We start from the raw sequence: 18397 nt of genomic DNA on the forward strand, positions 1-18397 counted from the left end.
CCGCCCGGTGCCGGCCGCGCCCCTGGGGCCGCCGGTGCCCGGTGGGTTCCGCCGGTGCCGGCCGACAAGCCACCTCCCGCTGGACGCTAGGAGAACCTGATGACAGTCGCGTTGGAACGTGCCGGCGTCACGACGTTCCGGGGTCGCCCGGTCACGCTGCTCGGGCCGGAGGTGCGCGTGGGTGATCCCGCGCCTGCCTTCACCGCGCTGGCCAACGACTTCTCGCCGGTCGACCTGGCCTCGTCGGCCGGTACGGTGCGGATCCTGTCGGTGGTGCCGTCGCTCGACACCGGCGTCTGTGACCAGCAGACGCGGCGGTTCAACGAGGAGGCCGCCGCCCTGCCGGGGGTGAGCGTGCTGACCATCTCCGTGGACCTGCCCTTCGCACAGGCCAGATGGTGCGGCAACGCCGGCATCGAGGGGGTCCGGACGGCCTCGGACCACCGCGACCTGTCCTTCGGGCTCGCCTACGGCGTGGTGATCGCGGAGTTCCGGCTGCTCGCGCGGGCGGTCTTCGTGGTCGACGCCGAGGACCGCGTCGTGCACGTCGAGTACGTGCGCGAGGTCGGCGAGCACCCGCGCTACGAGGAGGCGATCGCCGCGGCGAGGACGGCGTCGTCCCGCTGAACCGCCCCGGGTCGCCACCCCACCACCACACGAACGCGGTGACCACGACGTCGGTACGTCGTGGTCACCGCGTAACCCTGTCCGGCACCGGCACCGGCACCGGCACCGGCACCGCTCCCGTTTGCGGCCGTGCGCGCGCCCGCGCCGGGCCTCGCGCTTCCGGTCACGCGCGCGTCGACCGCGTCCCCACCGGGTGCGCCCACCGGCCGCGTCCCCGTCCCCGTCGAAGGCGGCCGACGGGTGCGGCCCGACGGGTGCGGCGCCCCGGAATCGGCCCGTCGGGTGGGGCCCACCGGAAGCGGCGCCCCGGAATCGGCCCGTCGGGTGGGGCCCACCGGAAGCGGCGCCCCGGAATCGGCCCGTCGTGCCGGCATGAGCCGGCACGACGGGCCGTAGCGGGTGAACGGCAGCGATCCCCGCGGGTGTGGACCCGCCTCAGCCGCGGTCGCGTGCCGGGGGACGGGCCACCGGGCCGGACGGGGTGGCGACGGAGCCGGCCGGCTGCTTGCCCGCCCGCAGCACGCGCAGCATCACCGAGGGGCGCATGATCGCCTGCGGCGGGTCGATCAGCCCGGCCACCCGCAGGAAGGCGTCCGTGACCCGGCTGTCCCGGGTGGCGGCGGCGTGCACGCGGGCGATGTAGGCGTTGGCCATCCGCACCTTGAACGGGCGCGGGCCCTCCACCCGCGGGTGGGCCAGGTCGCCGCCGGCGGCGACCTCCCACGGGGCGTCGAGCTGCCGGGAGATGTCGGCGAAGAAGGCCCGTGGCCGGGGCGCCCCACCGCCGGCGAGGTGCCGGCGCAGGACCAACGCCTCCAGGGCGGCGACGGTCATGCCCTGGCCGTAGACCGGGTTGAACGTGCAGACCGCGTCGCCGACCACGAGCAGCCCCTCCGGCAGCCGGGACACCCGCTCGTAGCGGCGCCGGACGCTGGCCGGGAACCGGAACGAGGCCGGCTCGTCGAGGAACTCGGCGTCCCGGACGGCGTCGATGATGTCGGGCACGGGCAGCGAGGCCGCGTACGCCAGGAAGCCCTCCCGGTCGGTCGGGGGCTCGTCGCCGAGGATGCCGGTGAGCGAGAGCAGCCCGGCGTCGCCGCCCAGCGTGGCGAGGAACGCGCCGCGCGGATGGGCGGGGGTGGCCACCGGGTTGATCGAGACGTCGCCGTGGAACGGGTCGTGGGAGAAGCGGAACCGCGCACTGGTGTAGGTGAGCCCGATCTTGATCCGCTCCTCCGGCACCGGGCCGTGGCCGAGTTCGGTCAGCCAGGTGGGGGTCCGGGAGCCGCGGCCGGTGGCGTCCACCACCAGGTCGGCGTCGATCACCTCGGCGACGTCGGCGCTGCGGTGGTAGATGCGTACGCCGGTGATCCGGTTGCCGTCGGCGGTGGCGACCGGGGCGACGACGTCGGCGTCCTCGACGAGCCGCACCCCCGACAGGGCCAGCACCCTGCGCCGCACCAGCGCCTCGATGCCCGGCCGGTAGCCCCCGACCACCAGCAGACCGGTCTCCGCCGGCTTCAGCCGGTGGCCGTTGAAGTACCAGCGAATCTGGGTGCCCAGGTCGCCCGAGCGCAGGCCGGCCGCGGTCGCCTCGTCGGTGAAACCGGGCAGCAGTTCCTCGATGGCCTGCTGACCCCGGGCGAGCAGGCCGTGCAGGTGCCGCCCCTGCGGTGCGCCGCGGCGCACCTCGGTCGCGTCGGCGAGCCGGTCCCGGTCCACCAGGACCACCTCCCGGTACGCCTCGGCGAGCACCTTCGCGGCGAACAGCCCGGCCATGCTCGCGCCGAGGACGACGGCCCGGCCTCTCGCGGTGTCGCTCATCGTGTGGTTCCTCTCGGTTCGCCGCCGGACGGACCTCCCGCCCGGTACAGGGGGTGCCGGTCTGCGGTCGCTCTCACTCGGCCGCTACTGCGGGGGCGGCCGGCTCGGTGCTGCGCGGCGCCCACCGCGCCGCCTCGCGGCCGGCCGGGAGCTGCTCGCGTACCGTCTTCGGCGCCTGGGCCCCCGGGTCCACGGGCGCCCGGCCCAACCACGGCCGCAGCCCCGACGCCGGGCGCTCCACCACGTAGAAGCTCAGCGTCGCCGTCACCACGCTGGCACCGGTCACCGCTGCGGTGACGAGCCAGAAGTTGCCGGTGCCCAGCGGAGTGCCGGTCGCCCCGTAGTAGACCCACAGGTAGAAGACGTGCCAGAGGAAGACCCCGTAGGAGATCCGGCCGAGGAAGCGCAGCACGGGGTTGGACAGGGCCGCCCGCATGTAGCCGGGACGGCCCGCCGGCAGGGTCAGCGGCGCCACCAGCAGCAGGGAGATGACCAGGTAGAGAGTGTGGTCGACCATCGCCGAGCCCAGCGGCGGGTAGTTCATCTCGTTCGGGCCGCCCAGGGGGGAGCAGGCCGCCGCGTACGCCAGCGCCGCGCCGATCCACGCGGCGCCCGGGTGCCGGATGAGGAATCGGTACGCGGTCGGCGTCCGCTCGGGCGTCACCTCGGCGACGGCGGAGAGGGTCGCCAGGATCATGCCGACCGCCAGGTAGCCCATGTACTCGGTCGGCCAGAGATGCTGCACCGGGAAGGCGCCCATCGAGGGCAGGTGGTGGTACACGGCGAAGCCGGCGCCGGTCAGCACCAGCGCGCCCAGTGGCACCAGCAGCCGCCTCGCGCGGGTCCCCGGGTCGGCGGCGCGTACCGCCCAGCGGCGCAACGCCCAGGCCAGCAGCGGCAGGGTGACGTAGAACGCGACCTCGGTCGCGAGGCTCCACGTCTGCTCCATGCCCGTGGGCATCGCGTTCGGCTGGTAGACGTGCAGCACGAGCAGCGAGCGCAGCACGTACCACAGCCCGGTGAGGGCGTCGGCGTTGAGCACGAGCAGCGCCGTCACGGCCAGCGCCCAGTACGCCGGCAGGATCCGCAGGGCCCGCCGCCAGAAGTACGGCTTCAGCGCCATCGACGGCCGGTCGGTGAGGGTGGCCAGCGCGAAGGGCCGGTAGAGCACCAGCCCGGAGAGGACGAAGAAGATCGGCAGGCCGACGTCCATGGTGTTGAAAATCGGTCCGGCGACCGGGTTGCCGGCCGCGCCGTACATGTCGGAGGCGATCATGCCCGTGGTCAGCGCGATGTGGGTCAGCATGACCATCACGGCGGCGACCCCGCGCATGCCCTCCAGCTCGGGGAAGAAGATCCTCGGTCGGGCCCGCTCGCCGATGGCGGATGTCGTCCCCGGCGTGTCCCCTCGCACTGTTGTCATAGTCGCTCCTCACGCGCCCGTACTGTCCGAAAAGGATCTGTTGAGCCTTGCCTCGGCAGATCCGGGCGCCCCGGCGCGTCCGTCCGCTCCACTGTCGGATCGTGCTGCTCCGCCGGACCCGGCGCACCTTCCACCGTGCGCAACCCCGCGCCCGGCGACGGGATGAGCGCACGACGGGAGATGCGGGGCCCAGAGGGGCCGGACGACGATCCCTGATGACCAGGCACCACCGATGACCGCCGCACGTGCGGCGGACCGAAGCGGCGGAGGGGACACAGGGTGGGCGAGAAACGTGCGGCAACCGGTAGCGGAGGGCGCGGCCGAAGGGCCGTCGCGGTCGGGAGCGTGGCGGCCCTGGCGGCAGTACTGGTGATCACCGGGCAGCAGACCCCCGCGGTCGCGGGCGGAGACGCGGAACCCGCGCCGGCGCCCGCCAGCCAGTCCGACCATCGGGTCACCCTGATCACCGGTGACCGGGTCACCGTCTCCCCGGACGGCGCGCGGGTCACCGTGACCGCCGCCCCGGGCCGCGCCGGCACCCGTTTCACCAGCCACCGCGCCGGCGGGCACCGCACGGTCCTCCCGGAGGACGCCCGCCCGCTGGTCGCCGCCGGGCTGCTGGACCGGCGCCTGTTCGACGTCACGGCGCTGGTCCGGGCCGGCTACGACGACGCCCGCAGCCCCGGGCTGCCGCTGATCGTGTCGCGACGCGGCGCCGATCCCGCGGCCGGTCTGACCGGGCCGGGGCTGCGCACGACCGGCCGGTTCGCCGTAGCCGGGATGAGCGCGGTGACCGTGGCCAAGACGGACGCCGCCTCGGCCTGGTCGGCGATTCGCGAGCAGCGGGCAGGCATCGAGAGGATCTGGCTGGACAGGCCGTTGACCCCGGCGCCCGTGCCGGCGCCGCCCACCGAACTGCCCCCGGCTCTGTCGGCGGGTGGCGCCGCGCCGACCGTGGCCGTGCTGAGCACCGGCGTCGACGCCGAGCGGGCCAGGCCGGCCGCCCGGGTGGCGCGTCGGCAGGTCTTCGCCGGCGCGAGCACCGGTGACCGGCACGGACACGGCACCCGCACCGCCGCCGCCGTGCCCGGGGCGACGCTGCTCGACGGCAAGGTCTGTGACGACGACGGCCGGTGCCCGGAGTCGGCGATCCTGGCCGGCCTGGAGTGGGCCGCCGGCCGGGCCGACGTCGTCGACCTCGGCGTCGGTGGCGCGGAGCAGTTCGGCACCGGCCCGCTCGGCCGGGCGATCGAACGGATCGGCGACCGCACCGGGGCCCTCGTGCTGGCTCCCGCAGCGGACGGGGCTGCCGGAGCGATCGCCACCCACGACGGGGCCGCCGGGCGTGCGACCGGGCTGCCGGCCGGCACGGTGACGGGCGCGGCACTGCTCGCCCAGCGTCACCCGGACTGGTCCGTGGACCGGCTCCGCGCCGCCCTCGCCGCCTCCGCGGTGGACGGTGCGCTCGACGCGGCGGCGCTGGCCCGGCGGAACGTGCTCCCGGCCACGGCCTCGCTCGCCTTCGGGGTGCAGCAGTGGCCGCACGCCGACGACCGCCCGCAACAGCGGACGCTCACCTGGCACAACCACGGCGACCGGCCCGTCGAGCTGCGGCTCGACGTCGCGCTGACCGGCCCCGACGGCACGCCCGCCCCCGCCGGGGCGCTGCGGCTCGACGCGACCACGGTGACCGTGCCGGCGGGCGGGTCGGCCGGCGTCGCCGTCACCGCCGACACCCGCCACGACGGGCCCGACGGCCGCTACACGGGCACCGTCACCGCCACCCCGGCGGGCGCGCCCGACCTGGCCGTGCGCTCGCGCGTCGAGGTGGAGAAGGAGGTCGAGAGCCACACGCTCACCGTCCGGCACCTCGGGCCGGACGGGCGGCCCACCGGCCGGGCCGAGACCATGGTGCTGGACCTCACCGGCGAGCTGAGGGCGTTGCTGTACGGCGAGGACGGCACCGCCACCGCCCGGCTGCCGAAGGGCAGCTACGTCCTCGTCGGCGACGTGGTCGACTTCGGCGACACCGACTCGACCTGGCACCGCCTCGTCCAGCCGGAGCTGGCCCTCGACGCCGACGCCACGGTGACCGTGGACGCCCGGCGGACCGCCCCGGTACGCACCACCGTGCCCCGCCCCGAGGCGCGGACAGCCGTGGTCGACCTCGGCTTCGACCGGCGCGCCGAGGACGGCACCGGGTTCGCCCTCGCCCTGGCCCTCAACGGCTTCAACGGCCTGCGCTCCGGGCAGATCGGCCCCGACCTGCCCGCCGAGCGGATGACCGGCTACCTGCACTCCACCTGGGCCGTGCCCGGCCCGGCGGGCGACTTCCGCGACACCCCGTACACCTACGGGCTGCTCGACACCCGCCCGGGGGGCTTCTTCACCGGCTTCCAGCGCAAGGTGGCCGATCGCGACCTGGCGACGTTGGACAGCCGGATGGTCGCCCAGGTGACTGGCCGCGCGGCGACCAAGGCCATGTTCCCCACCGTGCCCGGCGTCGTCGGCGTGCTGACTCCGCTGCTGCCGTACCGGCTGCCGGCACGCACGACGCACCTGCTGGACGGCGGTGCCACCGTGTGGAGCGCCGCCTTCGGCGAGAACGTCCCGGGCGAGGACGGGCTACCGAAGGAGATCACGGCCTTCGGCCAGGCAAACCAGTCGTACCAGGTCGGGCAGCGGCACGCCGACCGGTGGAACGCGTCGGTGCTCGGGCCGATGTTCGACTTCCCCGGTCACGCCGGCCGGAGCGGCGACACCGTCTGGTTCGGCGTCCCCATGTACTCCGACCAGGACGGGCACCGGGCCGGCTCCCTGACCGACGCGGCGACGACCCGGATGTACCGCGACGGCCGGCTGGTGGCTTCCTCCGGCGCCGGGAACCTGGAGGGCACGGTGCCGCCGGGGCCCGCGACGTTCCGCGTGGAGAAGCGGACCAGCCGTCCGTCGTACTCCCCCCTGTCGACGCGGGTGGACGCGACGTGGACGTTCCGGTCGGACACCGCCGACGAGATCTTCCCGCTGTGGCTCGTCCGGTACAAGCCGACGGTCGACGACCACAACGTCGCCCGCTGGGCGCCGGTGACCCTGCTGCCGGTGTCCGTGATGTCCCAGCCGGGGGCCCGCGTGGGTCGCGTCCGGCAGCTCACCGTGCGGATCTCCGTCGACGGGGGCCGCACCTGGCGCAAGGCCCCGGTGGTGCCGGCGCGTGACGGCGGCTACCGCGCGGTGGTGCACACGCCCAAGGGGACCCGGACGGTGTCGCTGCGCGCCACCCTGGTCGACTCGCACGGCAACCGGCTGGACCAGACCATCGTCGACGCGTACCGGTTCAGTAGGTGATCCGGTACGACACGGGCAGGCCGGCCGCCGCTCCCGCGCCCCGGTGCGGGAGCCGGCCGGCCGGCCGGACAGGAGGAGGAAACATGGCAACGATATCGAGATGGCTGTCGCTGACGCTGGCCGTCGTCCTCGCCGTCGGGGCGGTCGGCTCGGCCCCGGCCGCCGCCGCGGCGGCGGCTGCGGAACCGCCGAGCTGCATCAGCGCGCCGAGCACCCCGGAGAAGAGCCCCAGCGGCGTGATGGTCCGGAGCGTCGCGACCAACGACTGCGTGGTCCTGGCGGTCTTCTGGCTGATGCGCTACGAATCCACCGACACCGGCTGGCGGACGGTGCTGGACCGCTACATGGAACCCGGGTCGGTGACCCGGCTCGAACTTCCGTGCCACGGCAGCGGCACCCGGAGCTACCGGTCCGTCGTCTGGGACCCGAACATGATGGCCTACGTGACCTCTCCCGAGGTCCGCATCACCTGCTGACCCGCCCACGCGGCCCGCACGTCCGGACGCCCGCGGCGTACCGGTGACACGAGGAGGAGGAACGACATGTCCGCAGGCAATGCCGCTGTCGTGAGCGACGAGACGGCCGTACGGGACGTCGCGCGGCGCATCGTGACGGCCTGGGCGGCCAACGACGCCGACGCGTTCGCGGCGATCTTCGTCGAGGACGGCACGCTCATCGGTGACGCCTACATGAAGGGCCGGGAGGAGATCCGCTCCTACATGGCCGCCGGGTTCGCCGGGCCGTACGGGGGGACCCACGTCCTCGTCGAGCCGCTCGATGTCCGCTTCCTGACCGACGACATCGCGCTGCTGGTGACCCAGGGCAGCGTGCTCCTGGAGGGGGAGACCGAGTTCGTCGCCGAGCGCGCCTTCCTCGCCACCTCCACGGTGGTCCGGGTGGACGGGGGGTGGAGCATCGCCGCCTACCAGAACTCCAAGGGCACGGCCAACCGCTGACGACGCGTACGCGGCGGCGGGTCGCCCGGCGTCCGACTGCACCCCGCACCGCCCCCGGGCGGTGCGGGGTGCGTCGGTGCGTCCGGGTGACCGCCGCCCGGGCTGAGCCCCGCCCGCTCAGGCGGGGCGGGGGAGGCCGGCCACCAGCGAGCGGTAGGCCTCGGTGGGGGTCAGCGCGGTACCCCGGTCGAACTCCTCCGTGAACGCGGTCGGGCCGAGCGCGTCACGCGCGGCCTGAGTGATCCGGTCGACATCGCCCCGTTCCCCGGCCGGCAGCGGCGCGCCCACCGAGGCCCGCGCCATGGCCGCCGCGCCGAGCAGCCGGGCGGCATCGCCGTGCCGGCCGTCGAGCGTCGCCGTGCCGGCGAGACCCTCCAGCGCGAGCGCCTGCGCCCGGGGATCGCCGATGGCGGTGGCGACCTCGAACGCCTCGGCGTGCAACTCGTGCGCGTCGCGGGCGGTGCCGCGCTGCTCCGCGACGAAGCCCAGCTCGGCCAGGAGCAGTGCCCGCACCACGTCGGCGTCCAGGCCCGGCTGGCGGGTCCACGCCAGGACGCCGCGCAGCAGCTCCTCGGCGGCGTCCAGCCGGCCCTCGCGGCGGGCCCCGAGCCCGAGGCCGATCTGCGCGTACAGCTCCCCGGGCTTGAAGTTCTGTTCGGCGGCCAGCCGCAGCGCCCGCTCGTGGAACTCCCGGGCCCGGTCGTAGTCGCCGCTGAGCAGCGCGATGCGGCCCAGGCCGGAGAGCCGGTCGGAGGCCTCCAGCCACAGCCCGAGTTCCTCGGCCATCCGCAGGCCCTCCCGGTGCAGCCTGGCCGCCTCCGGGTAGTCGCCGGTCGCCTCCGCCCGCGTGGTCAGCGCGAAGGACGCCTGGAGCTGCCCCCACCGGTCGCCCAACTCGCGGAAGAGCGCCACGCTGCGCGCGCTGTCCCGGCTGGCCGCCTCCAGGTCGCCCCGGGACTGCGCGTGCCCGGCCCGCAGGCTCAGCGCCGTCGCCACCCCCCACCGGTCGCCGAGCGTCTCGAACTGCGCCAGCGCGTCGTCGACCAGCTCCTGGCTGGTCGTGACGTCCCCCGTGTTGAGCAGCGCGAGGCCGAGGAAGCAGGTGGCCCGGGCCCGCCCCGCCGGGTCCTCGTCCGGCGGCCAGCCCGCCAACGCCGGGGCCACCAGCGGGGCGTGGTCGCCACCGGCCTCCAGCAGGGCGAGCCCGGCCCGCCAACAGGTGGCCGCCGCCCGTACGGAGGCCGGCACCGAACCGGGCACGGCGAGCGCCGCCTCGATCGACCGGCGCGCCTCGCGCAGCCGGCCGCGCAGGTACCGGTACCAGGCCAGCGTGGTCGCCAGCTCCAGCGCGCCGGCCGCGTCGTCGTCGGCCAGCGCGCCGTCGAGCGCGCGGCGCAGGTTGGCCGTCTCCTGGTCCAGCCGCGCGAGCCAGCGCCGCTGCGCCGCCCCGCGCAGTTCGTGGTCGGCCCGCCGCGCCAGCTCGAGGTAGTGGCGCCGGTGGCGGCGGCGTACCACCGCCACCTCGTCGGCCTCGCGCAGCCGCGCCAGGCAGTACTCGGCGACCGACTCGAGCAGCCGGTAGCGCGGCTCACCGGCGCCCTCGGTCATCACCACCAGCGAGCGGTCGACCAGCCGGACGAGCAGCCCGAGCACCTCGTCGGCGGGCAGGTCCGGGTCGGCGCAGACCGCCTCCGCGGCCTCCAGGGTGCAGCCGTCGGCGTGCGCGGCGAGGCGCCGCAGCACCACCCGCTCCGGGTCGGAGAGCAGCTCCCAGCTCCAGTCGATCATCGCGCGCAGGGTCTGCTGGCGCGGCGGGGCGCCCCGGTGGCCGCCGGAGAGCAGCCGGAACCGGTCGTCCAGCCGGGTGACCAGCCCGTGCACGCCCAGCGCGCGTACCCGGGTGGCGGCCAGCTCCAGCGCGAGCGGCACCGCGTCGAGGCGGCGGCACAGCTCGGCGACGTCACGGGCGTTGGTCGTATCCAGGGCGAATCCGGGGGCGGCGGCGGCGGCCCGGGCGACGAAGAGCTGCACCGCGCTGGAACGGGCGAGCACCTCGGGCTCGGTGACCTCCGGGTCGGGCAGCTCCAACGGGGGGACCGGCCAGACCCGCTCACCCGCCACGCCGAGCGGATCCTGGCTGGTGGCCAGCAGGCGTACGCCCGGGGCGTGCGGCAGCACCCGCTGGGCCAGCTCGGCGACCGGCTCCACGACGTGCTCGCAGTTGTCCAGGACCAGCAGCAGGGACCGGCCGCGCAGCACGTCGACGAGGCGGTCGGCGGGGGTGGCCGGGGCGCCCGTCGGCCCACGGTCGGCCCCGGTGGCCTCGCGGATGCCGAGCACCGCCAGCAGCGACCCGGCCAGCGCGGCGGGGTCGTCCGGGCGCAGCGAGGCCAGCTCGACCAGCCACACCCCGTCCGGGTACGCCTCGACGAGCTGGTGGGCCGCCTCGACCGCCAGCCGGGTCTTGCCCACTCCGCCCGGCCCGACGAGGGTGAGCAGCCGTTCGACGCGCAGCAGTTCGTGGACGTGCCGCACGGCCTCCGCACGCCCGACCAGCGGGGTCAGCGGGGCGGGCAGGTTGGTCCTCGGCATCACCCGTCCCGCACCCGCCGGGCGCGGTGCGGCCGGCGGATCGTCCGCGCCGTTCGGCTCGGCGCCGCGCGGATCCCTCGGGCCGCTCCCGCCGCGCTGGCCGTTCCTGCCGCTCGGGCCGCCCTGGTCGCCTGCACCGCTCCCGCCGCTCGGGCCGCCCTGGTCGCTTGCACCGCTCGGGCCGCTCCGGTCGCCCGAGCCGAACTGGTCGGCGAGCAGCGCCGGGTCGTGCGCCAGGATCGCCCGGTGCAGCGCCACCAGTTCCGGGCCCGGGTCCAGGCCCAGTTCCTCGGCGAGCTGCCGGCGGAAGCGGGCGTAGCTCTCCAGCGCCTCGCCCTGTCGCCCGGCCCGGTAGAGGGCCCGCAACTGGAGGGCGCGGGCCCGCTCCCGGAACGGGTGCCGCGCCACCAGATCGGCGAGTTCCCCGACCAGCAGCTGGTGCTCGCCCAGGACCAGCCGGGCCTCGGCCCGCTCCTCGACGGCCACCAGGCGCTGCTCCTCCAGCCGGGCGGCCAGCGGGCGGGTGAACGGCTCGTCGGCGAAGTCGGCCAGCACCGGGCCACGCCACAGCGCCAGGGCCTCGTCCAGCAGCGCGACCCGGGCGGGCGGGGCGGCCGTGCCGGTGGCCCGCTCGACCAGCGCGCCGAACCGGTCGGCGTCGGTCTGCCCGGGCGCGGTGTGCAGCAGATATCCCGGCGGTCGGGACACCACCGCGTCCCTGCCGCCGGCCTCCGCGTCGTTCAACGCCCGCCGCAGCTGCCAGACCTTGGTCTGTAGCGCGCCGCTGGGATTGGCCGGCGGGCGCTCGCCCCACAGGTCCTCGACCAGCCGGTCGACGGGCACGGGTCGGCCCTGGTGCGCCAGCAGGTCGGCGAGCAGGACACGAACCTTTAGATCGGGCACGGTGACCGGTGCGCCGTCCGTCGTCCAGACCGCCAACGGACCGAGGAGCCCGAAACGCATGGCGTCACCGTAGCGCAGCGCACCGACGACGGGCGGTCACGGCGCGGCGCGGCGGTGCGGCGACCGGGAGCGCACCGGGAGAAGACCAAGAGTGGACCGGGAGTGGACCGGGAGCGGTGGGCGGCAGAGTGGGACCGGCGACGGATCCGGCCCGGCGACGCGAGGGAGGCACACCGGATGTCGCAGCGCGACCGCAAGCGCGCCCCGGGTCGGCCGATGCCGGTCGACCGCCGCGAGCCGGCCGGAGGGCCGGACGACACCGGCGCGGGAGCGTGCCCAGGGCGTCGGTCGGCGTCCGTGCCGTGCGGCGGCCCGCGCCACCTCCGTACGCCGGAGAGCCCGCGCCCGTCGCCGCCGCTCCCGGGCAGGGGGCGGCGTCCGTGACCACGAATGGAGAGACCACATGAACCTGCCGACGATCGTGTCGCAGTCGGAATGGGAGACCGCCCGAAAGCGGCTGCTGGCCAAGGAGAAGGAGGCGACCCGGGCCCGGGACGCGCTGGCCGCGGAGCGCCGCAGGCAGCCCATGACACGGATCCACAAGGAATACGTCTTCGAGGGCCCGGGCGGCAAGGCCAGCCTGGCCGACATCTTCGACGGCCGGCGTCAGCTGATCGTCTACCACTTCATGCTCAGGCCGGGCGAGTCGCACTACTGCGAGGGGTGCTCGATGTTCGTCGACAACCTCGGCCACCCCGCCCACCTGAACGCCCGGGACACCACCCTGGCGCTCATCTCCCGGGCGCCGCTGGCGGAGATCACCCCGCTCAAGGAGCGGATGGGCTGGACGCTGCCCTGGTACTCGTCCCACGGCACCGACTTCAACACCGACCTCGGGCTCACCACGAAGGCGGGGGAGGCGTTCGGGCTGAGCGTCTTCCTGCGCGACGGCGACGAGGTGTATCGCACCTACTTCACGTCGGAGCGGGGCGTCGAGGCGCTCGGCAGCAACTGGTCGCTGCTCGACCTCACCCCGCTCGGCCGGCAGGAAACCTGGGAGGACACCCCGGACGGACGCCCGCAGGAGGAGCCGTACGGCTGGTGGCGGCTGCACGACGAGTACGACAACTAGTCGCCGCACCGATACGGAGGAAGGACCACGATGGATGTGAACGCGAGCGAGGCGGAACCGAGAGCGAGCCGGCGCGAGTGGATCGGCCTGGCCGTACTCACGCTGCCCACCCTGCTGCTGTCGCTGGACCTCAACGTTCTCTACCTGGCGCTGCCGCAGCTGAGCGCCGACCTGGCGCCGGACGCCGCCCAGATGCTCTGGATCATGGACATCTACGGCTTCATGATCGCCGGATTCCTGGTGACCATGGGGACCCTCGGTGACCGGATCGGCCGCCGCCGGCTGCTCATGATCGGCGCGGCGGCCTTCGGCGTGGCGTCGGTGATCGCCGCCTATTCGAACAGCGCCGAGATGTTGATCGCCACCCGGGCGCTGCTGGGCGTGGCCGGGGCGACCCTGATGCCCTCCACGCTGTCGCTGATCAGCAACATGTTCCGCAACCCGCAGCAGCGCACCATGGCCATCGGCCTCTGGATGAGCTGCTTCATGATCGGCGCGATCATCGGACCGCTGGTCGGCGGCGTGCTGCTCGAGTCGTTCTGGTGGGGCGGGGTCTTCCTGCTGGGCGTACCGGTGATGGTCGTGCTGCTGGTGGCCGCGCCGCTGCTGCTGCCCGAGTACCGCAATCCGGAGGCCGGGCGGCTCGACCTGTTCAGCGTGGTGCTCTCGCTGGCCACCATTCTGCCCTTCGTCTACGGTCTCAAGGAGCTGGCGAAGGACGGCTTCGGCGTCCGGCCGGTCCTGGCGATGGTCGCCGGTGTGGTGATCGGCGTGATCTTCGTGGCGCGGCAGCGCCGCCTCACCAGCCCGCTGCTCGAGGTACGGCTGTTCGCCAACCGGACCTTCAGCGCGGCCCTGGGCATCATGCTGCTCGGTGGGTCGACCATCGGTGGCATCGCGCTGCTCTTCGCCCAGTACGCCCAACTGGTCGAGGGCCTCTCCCCGCTGCGGGCCGGGCTCTGGATGCTGCCGTACGCGGTGTCCATGCTGGTCGGTTCGATGCTCGCGCCGGTGATCGCGCAGAAGTTCGCCCCGGGCTACGTGGTCGCCGGCGGCATGGCGATCGCCGCGGTCGGCTTCGCGCTGCTGAGCCAGGTGGGCACCGCCGGTGGGCTCGGCCTCGCGGTGACCGGTCTGGTGATCGTCTATCTCGGCTTCGGGCCCGGTGCCGTGCTGGGCACGGACCTGATCATCGGGGCGGCGCCGCCCGAACGGGCCGGCTCGGCGTCGTCGATGTCGGAGACGAGCACCGAGCTGGGGGTGGCGCTCGGCGTCGCCGTACTGGGCAGCGTCGGCACCGCCGTCTACCGCAGCGAGATCGCTCCGGCCCTCCCCGCCGACCTGCCCGCGCAGGCCAGGGAGGCGGCCGGCGATTCGCTGGCCGGCGCGAGCGCGGTGACCGGGCAGCTCTCCGAGCAGACCGGCAGCGCCCTGCTGGAGGCCGCCAGGACGGCGTTCACCAGCGGGTTCAACATGGCCGGGTTGGTCAGCGCGGTGATCGCGGTGATCCTGGCCGTGGCCTCGGCGCTGCTGCTGCGCCGAGTGCGCCCGGCGGCCGAGGAACCGGTCGTCGATGCCCCGGCGGTCCCGGCCGGTGGCACCGACGAGACGCCCGCGTCGGCCCGGCGCTGACGGGTCGGTCGCGGCGCGACCGTGCGGCCGGGGTGGAGCGCTCCACCCCGGCCGCACGCCGTTCGCGTACATCCGGGCGGCACCCGGAGCTGCCGCGGGTCGCCCGGCGGGCCCGCGTCCTCCGTAGGCGGCGCCGGCACTCATCGGGCCCGCCCCATCGTGGCAGCGTGAGTGTGGTCGGCGGACCGGGTGCGCGCACGACGGCGCCGCCCGACCCCGGCGGGTCGGGCGGCGTCTCCGTGTCGGTACGTCAGTTCGCGCCGGTGTCGGGCAGGGCCAACCACCACGGGTTCTCCCGGGCCCAGTGCACCGTCCGCTCCAGGCCGGTACGCAACGGCACCTCGCACTTCCAGCCCAGCAGCGTGCGGGCCTTCGTGGTGTCCGGGATCCGCCGGGCCAGGTCCTCGTACGCGCTGCCCAGGGCCCGGCTGGTGTCCACGTCGGTCACCGCGGCGGTGCCGGTGAGCGTGCCGATCATCTCCGCCACCTCGCCGATGGTGTTCTCCACCATGCTGCCGATGTTGAACGACTCGCCGAGCGCCGCCGGGCTGGTGGCGGCGGCGAGCGTACCGGCGACGGCGTCGTCGACGAAGGTGAAGCAGCGGGTCTGCCGCCCCTGGTCGTAGACCACCACCGGGCGCCCGTTCAGCGCCCGGTGCACCGAGCGGCTGACCAGGTACGCCGGGCGCTGCCGGGGGCCGTAGACGTTGAAGTAGCGGACGATGGTGGCCGCCAGCCCGTGTTGGCGGGCGAAGGCGTACGTCAGGTGCTCGGTGAGGGCCTTGCTCGACGAGTACGTCCAGCGGTCGGCGGACGTGGCGCCGAGCACCCGGTCGTCCTCCTCCGCCCACGGCACCGCCGGGTTCTTGCCGAAGACCTCGCTGGTGCTGGCCAGCACGACCCGGGCGCCGGCCCGGCAGGCCAGGTCCAGCACGTTGCGGGTACCGGTGAAGTTGATGTCGACGACGTCCAGCGGGCGGGACAGGTACTGGTCGACGCCCACCACGGCGGCCAGGTGGTAGACGACGTCGACACCCGAGGTGATCGCCTCGGCCAGCCGGCCCGGGTCGCGCACGTCGCCCTCCACCAGCCGGGCGTGCGCCGCGGCCGGCGAGCGTCCCACCGGCGGCGCCGGGCCGTCGAAGACGGTGACGTCGTCGCCGCGCTCCAGCAGCCGGTCCACCAGGTGCCCGCCGATGAAGCCGTGCCCGCCGGTCACCACCACCCGCGCGCTCACCGGCCGATCCCCCGGTAGTGGTACCCGGCGGCCCGCAGCCCGGCGATCCTGTCCTTCGGGAAGTACGCGCGCCCGTCGAGCACCAGGCAGGGCCGGGCCACCGGCAGCGCGGCGTAGTCGATCCCGGCGAACCGCCGGTGGTGGGCCAGGACGGCCAGGCAGTCCGCGCCCCGCACCGCCTCGTCGAGGCTGGCGACCGGCCGCAGGCCGAAGAGCTTCTCCGCCTCGTCCGGGTCGACCAGGGGGTCGTGCAGGCGGACCTCGCAGCCGGCCTCGCGCAGGGCCGCGACGGCCGGCAGCGTCGGGGTGGCCCGCAGGTCGCCGGTGTCGTTCTTGAACGCCAGGCCCAGCACGGTCACCGTCGCCGTCTCCGCCGACCTGCCGAGAGCGGCCAACTCGTCCAGGACCAGCCGCGCCGTGTAGGCCGGCATCCCCGCGTTCACCTGCCGGCCGGCCGGCGCGGTGAGGATCTCCAGCCCCCGCTCCCGCGCCGAGTGCCAGACCATCCAGGGGTCCTTGGTCAGGCAGGAGCCGCCCACCCCGACGCTGGGCAGCAAAATGTTGATGTTGCTCTTGCCCTTCGGGATGCTGTTCGCGGCGGCGATCACGTCCAGCACGTCGACGTCGAACAGCGCGCTGAACTTGGCCAGCTCGTTGGCGAGCGCGATGTTGAGGTCGATCCACCAGTTGTCGGCGAGCTTGACGATCTCCGCCGCCTCCAGCGAGTCCACCGGGATCACGTCCACCCCCAGCGCCCGCTGCCAGAACCCGCCGGCCGCCCGGGTGCTGTCGGCGTCCAGGCCGCCGGCGACGATGGGGAAGGTCCGCAGCTCCCGCAGGGCCGTGCCCTCGGCGAGCCGCTCGGGGGTGAAGGCGATGCCGAAGTCCCTCCCGCCGCGCAGCCCGCCGCGCTCCAGCAGCGGCAGGACGAAGTCCCGGGTGGTGCCCGGCGGCACCGTGCTCTTGATCACGACCAGTTGGCCGGGTCGCAGGTGGCGGGCCAGCTCGACGCAGGCGCCGCGGAGCTGCTCGTCGGCGAGCGAGCCGTCGCGGCGCACCGGCGTACCGACGGTGACGAGGACGACGTCGGTCTCCGCCAGCGCCGCGTAGTCGGTGGTCACCCGCAGCCGGCCGCCCTCGATGCCGTCGCGGACCAGCTCCGGCAGGCCGGGCTCCTCGAACCGGCAGTGCCCGGCGCGCAGCTCGTCGACCAGGTGCGGGTCGACGTCCACGCCCACCACGTCCAGGCCGCGTTCGGCCAGGACCGCGGCGATGCAGGACCCGACGTAGCCGAGCCCGATGACCGCCACCCGAGGATCTCGTCGGTCGGACAGAACACCCATCTGTGCTCCAATCAGGGAAGCTGCCGGGTCCCAGGTCCGGGACCCCGCCGGTCAGCCGTAGGTCTTGACGAACTCGCGGATGGACGAGACGACGTAGTCGATCATCTCGTCGGTGAGCCCGGGGAAGACCCCGACGTGGAAGGTCTGGCTGGTCACGATGTCGCTGTTGGTCAGCTCGCCGACGACCCGGTACTCCTGGTCGGCGTACGCGGGATGGCGGGTCAGGTTGCCCGCGAACAGCCGCCGCGTGCCGATCTTGCGGTCCTCCAGGAAGCCCACCAGTTCGGGCACGTCGAACGGCGCCCCCGGCTCCACGGTGATCACGAAGCCGTACCAGCTCGGGTCGCTGCGCGGCGTGGCGTGGGGCAGCAGCAGGTGCGGCACCCCGTCCAGGCCCTCGCGCAGGCGCCGCCAGTTGTGCCGCCGGGCGGCGCAGAACTCGTCGACCCGGGCCAGCTGGGCCAGCCCCAGGGCGGCCTGCAGGTCGGTGGTCTTCAGGTTGTACCCGACGTGCGAGTAGATGTACTTGTGGTCGTAGCCCTCCGGGAGGGTGCCCAGCTGGTGCTCGAACCGCTTCATGCAGGTGTTGCTCTTGCCCGGGTCGCACCAGCAGTCCCGGCCCCAGTCGCGCAGCGACTCCACGATCCGGGCCATGGCCAGGTTGGAGGTCACCACGCACCCGCCCTCGCCCATCGTCATGTGGTGCGCCGGGTAGAAGCTCGCCGAGGCCAGGTCGCCGAAGCTGCCGGTGGGTCTACCGTCGTAGAAGGACCCCACGGCGTCGCAGTTGTCCTCGATGAGGAACAGGCCGTGATCCTTGGCGAGCTGCGCCATCTCGGCCACCGCGAACGGGTTGCCCACCGCGTGGGCCAGCATGATGGCCCTGGTCTTCGGGCCGATCGCGGCGGCCACCCGCTCGACGGTGGCGTTGTAGGTGCCCAGCTCGATGTCGACGAAGACCGGCACCAGCCCGTTCTGCAGGATCGGGTTGACCGTGGTGGGGAACCCGGCCGCCACCGTGATCACCTCGTCGCCCCGGCGCAGCCGCCGGTCGCCGAGCTGGGCGGAGGTGAGCGCGGAGACCGCCAGCAGGTTGGCCGAGGACCCGGAGTTGCACAGGTGCGCCTTGCGGACCCGCAACTTGCGGGCGAAGGCCGACTCGAACCGGCGGGCGTTCTGCCCGGACGCGATGCGCAGGTCCAGCGCGGCCTCGACCAGCGCCACCCGCTCCTCGGCGCCCAGCACCGCGCCCGAGGGCCAGATCTCGGTCTCGCCCGGGACGAACGGCCGCTCCTCCTGGACCTCCTGGTGGTACTTGCGGACGCTGTCCAGCAGCAGTGCCTTGGGGTCGCTCATCCCATCTTCCTCTCGGATCGTGCCCGG

General features: G+C 74.6%; 12 protein-coding genes. 6 read left to right on the forward strand and 6 right to left on the reverse strand.

All coding sequences use genetic code 11. The annotated features are described in order from the left end of the window. Nucleotides 1-99 precede the first annotated feature (99 nt). Nucleotides 100-627 carry a thiol peroxidase gene (gene tpx, locus ACFHW0_RS17435; protein WP_416608888.1) on the forward strand — a complete coding sequence of 176 codons (528 nt, stop codon included), beginning with the start codon at nt 100-102 and terminating at the stop codon, nt 625-627. 435 nt (nt 628-1062) lie between these two features. Here tpx and ACFHW0_RS17440 read toward each other — a convergent pair whose 3' ends face one another. Further along, on the reverse strand, nt 1063-2451 hold the full coding sequence (locus ACFHW0_RS17440; protein WP_416608890.1) for an FAD-dependent oxidoreductase: 1389 nt from the start codon (nt 2449-2451) through the stop codon (nt 1063-1065). Between the two features lie 73 nt (nt 2452-2524). Further along, entirely contained in the window at nt 2525-3874 is a 1350-nt protein-coding gene (locus ACFHW0_RS17445; RefSeq protein ID WP_416608891.1) for an acyltransferase family protein, read from the reverse strand. 345 nt (nt 3875-4219) lie between these two features. On the opposite strand from ACFHW0_RS17445, the gene ACFHW0_RS17450 reads away from it, so the two are divergent. The 3 genes from ACFHW0_RS17450 to ACFHW0_RS17460 all read left to right on the forward strand — a co-directional run bounded on the left by ACFHW0_RS17450 (nt 4220) and on the right by ACFHW0_RS17460 (nt 8175). Next, nucleotides 4220-7219, forward strand: a complete 3000-nt coding sequence (locus ACFHW0_RS17450; RefSeq protein WP_416608892.1) for a hypothetical protein — start codon at nt 4220-4222, stop codon at nt 7217-7219. Between the two features lie 83 nt (nt 7220-7302). After that, on the forward strand, nt 7303-7695 hold the full coding sequence (locus ACFHW0_RS17455) for a hypothetical protein (RefSeq protein ID WP_311413386.1): 393 nt from the start codon (nt 7303-7305) through the stop codon (nt 7693-7695). A 66-nt stretch (nt 7696-7761) separates the two neighbouring features. Continuing rightward, entirely contained in the window at nt 7762-8175 is a 414-nt protein-coding gene (locus ACFHW0_RS17460) for an SgcJ/EcaC family oxidoreductase (protein ID WP_132238240.1), read from the forward strand. Nucleotides 8176-8292: 117 nt separating this feature from the next. Here the strand turns inward: ACFHW0_RS17460 and ACFHW0_RS17465 are convergent, their stop codons facing one another. Further along, nucleotides 8293-11730, reverse strand: coding sequence for an AfsR/SARP family transcriptional regulator (locus ACFHW0_RS17465; RefSeq protein ID WP_416608895.1), 3438 nt, complete (start codon nt 11728-11730; stop codon nt 8293-8295). 403 nt (nt 11731-12133) lie between these two features. Here ACFHW0_RS17465 and ACFHW0_RS17470 point away from each other — a divergent pair, with 403 nt between their 5' ends. Together ACFHW0_RS17470 and ACFHW0_RS17475 are read left to right on the forward strand one after the other, a co-directional pair. Then, complete coding sequence (locus tag ACFHW0_RS17470; RefSeq protein WP_416608897.1) at nt 12134-12802, forward strand: DUF899 domain-containing protein; 669 nt, start codon at nt 12134-12136, stop codon at nt 12800-12802. Between the two features lie 30 nt (nt 12803-12832). After that, a complete protein-coding gene (locus ACFHW0_RS17475; protein WP_416608899.1) occupies nt 12833-14434 on the forward strand; it encodes an MFS transporter in 1602 nt (533 codons plus the stop codon). 250 nt (nt 14435-14684) lie between these two features. On the opposite strand, the gene ACFHW0_RS17480 is transcribed toward ACFHW0_RS17475, so the two are convergent. The 3 genes from ACFHW0_RS17480 to rfbH are packed head-to-tail and all read right to left on the reverse strand — an operon-like array spanning nt 14685 to nt 18370. Beyond that, a complete protein-coding gene (locus tag ACFHW0_RS17480) occupies nt 14685-15671 on the reverse strand; it encodes an NAD-dependent epimerase/dehydratase family protein (RefSeq protein ID WP_416608901.1) in 987 nt (328 codons plus the stop codon). Continuing rightward, nucleotides 15668-17014, reverse strand: coding sequence for a nucleotide sugar dehydrogenase (locus ACFHW0_RS17485; protein ID WP_416608903.1), 1347 nt, complete (start codon nt 17012-17014; stop codon nt 15668-15670). Before ACFHW0_RS17485 ends, ACFHW0_RS17480 begins: the two co-directional genes overlap by 4 nt. 51 nt (nt 17015-17065) lie before the next feature. After that, nucleotides 17066-18370, reverse strand: a complete 1305-nt coding sequence (gene rfbH / locus ACFHW0_RS17490) for a lipopolysaccharide biosynthesis protein RfbH (RefSeq protein WP_416608904.1) — start codon at nt 18368-18370, stop codon at nt 17066-17068. Nucleotides 18371-18397 lie beyond the last annotated feature (27 nt).

The organism is Micromonospora sp. LOL_025, from assembly GCF_048060285.1.
Lineage (GTDB): Bacteria > Actinomycetota > Actinomycetes > Mycobacteriales > Micromonosporaceae > Micromonospora.